Source organism: Streptomyces sp. SID14478 (assembly GCF_010548525.1).
GTDB lineage: Bacteria > Actinomycetota > Actinomycetes > Streptomycetales > Streptomycetaceae > Streptomyces.
This window is the reverse complement of the sequence record NZ_JAAGMG010000531.1, coordinates 1-1,641: the sequence shown is the minus strand read 5'-3', so window position 1 is coordinate 1,641 and position 1,641 is coordinate 1. Positions and strand designations below refer to the sequence as shown.

Here is a 1,641-nt window from a genome sequence, read left to right as displayed (position 1 = left end):
CGTGCCGTGTGTCCGTCGCCGAAGCGGGTGCGCTCCCTCCAGCGTCACATCCCGGCGCGCACCCCGCCCCCGCACCGTGCGTACCCACGGGGAGGGCGGGACGGACGGGAGAGCGGGCGCGGCGGCTGGGCCGGGTGGGTGACAGGGGGGTGCGGCCGGGGCCGGAGCACCGCTCGCGCCCGGCGCGGCCGCTTCCGTGCGTGCGAGGGGTGTTCGGTGCGTGCGTGCGGGGCTCGTCACTGCTTCAACGCGGTGAGTTCCCGCTCCAGGCCGCGTCCGCGCCGCTCGACGACGGCGGAGGCGACGTCCGACAGTTTGCGGTTCGTGGTCTGCGAGATGCGGCGCAGCACGGTGAACGCCTCGTCCGCGTCGCAGCCCAGCACATGCATGACGATTCCGCACGCCTGGTCGACGACGGGCCGGGTGCGCAGGGCGGCGCCCATCTGGTCCAGCTCGGTCAGGGCGGCCCGGTAGGAGCGGTCGCGCACCAGGCAGGTGGTGGCGAGGTCGCCGAGGGCGCGGACCGGCCCGTGCGGCGCGTCCTGGAGGGTGCCGACGCGGAAACTGTAGAGGCTGAGGGTGATCGTCAGGTCGGCGCTGCGGAACGGGATGGTCACGCTGGAGCGCACTCCGGAGTCGAGGGCCAGCGCCCGGTACTCCGGCCAGCGCCGGTCGCGGAGCAGATCGGCGGCGTCCACGGGCAGGCCGCCTTCCTCGGCCGCCGGGATCGGGCCCACGCCGGAGCGCCGTTGCACGGAGGCGAGGGCCGCGAGGTCCGGGTGGGTCGCGGCGGACGGGCGGGCGTCGCTGCCGTCCCGGACGGTCGCCACGGCACCGCAGCAGTGGGCCGTGCAGCGGACGGCCTCCTCGGCGAGTTCGGACAGGCGCCGGGCCGGCAGGCCGGACTCCGGTGTCTCCTGGTCGAGTTGCGTCATGTGTCCCTGGGTCATCGGGATACGCCTCCTCTGTGCACCGACTTCCCCAGGTCGGTCCCGGAAAACGGTTCGGGAGGATACGTTCTCGGCATGGTGCAGGCGGACGAATTCGGTGAAGAAATTGCGGACTTCGTGCGCCGCGTAGCCGAGTTGAAGACAGCGCGATCCGTGCCCGCGGACGAACTGGCGACCGTGCTCGACGCGGCGCTCTTCGAACTCGACCACGTGGTCGCCACGTTGTGGCCGCAGCAGGAGCAGCGGACCGCCGACCCGGGCGCCTCGGCGAGCCGTTCGGCCACCGCCGACCGGCAGGAACAGCAATTGCTGCGCGCCGTCTTCCAGCGGCTGCCGCTGCCCGTCGCGCTCGTGGACCGCGAGTCGGTGGTCCGCCGCCTGAACTTCGCCGCGACGCTCTTCACGGGGGTACGCGCCGGGTACGCGACGGGCCGCCCGCTGACCGGATTCCTGGCCCACGCCGACCGGGCCGCGTTCCGCTCGCAGGTGGCGGCGGTGGCCCGCGGCGAGGGCGACCGGGGCCTGACCGTGCACCTCCAGCAGAACCCGCAGGCCGCTGTCCGCTCGACCCTGACGGGCCTGCGCCCAGGAAACGAGCCGCGCACCACGGTCCTCGTCCTGTTGCAGCCCGAGGGGGACGGCTCCCCCGTCGCCGCGCCCGCCGCCCCACGTGCGGCCGCCGCCCCCGACC

The 1,641-nt window shown here is 74.5% G+C and carries 2 protein-coding genes; one reads left to right on the top strand and one right to left on the bottom strand.

The annotated features are described in order from the left end of the window. Nucleotides 1-236: 236 nt before the first annotated feature. Nucleotides 237-950, bottom strand: coding sequence for an ANTAR domain-containing protein (locus G3I40_RS17490; RefSeq protein WP_239091785.1), 714 nt, complete (start codon nucleotides 948-950; stop codon nucleotides 237-239). 75 nt (nucleotides 951-1,025) lie between these two features. Between G3I40_RS17490 and G3I40_RS17485 the strand changes: the two genes are divergently transcribed. Continuing rightward, nucleotides 1,026-1,641: PAS domain-containing protein (locus tag G3I40_RS17485; RefSeq protein WP_164303082.1), on the top strand; the 616-nt coding region annotated here is incomplete at its 3' end.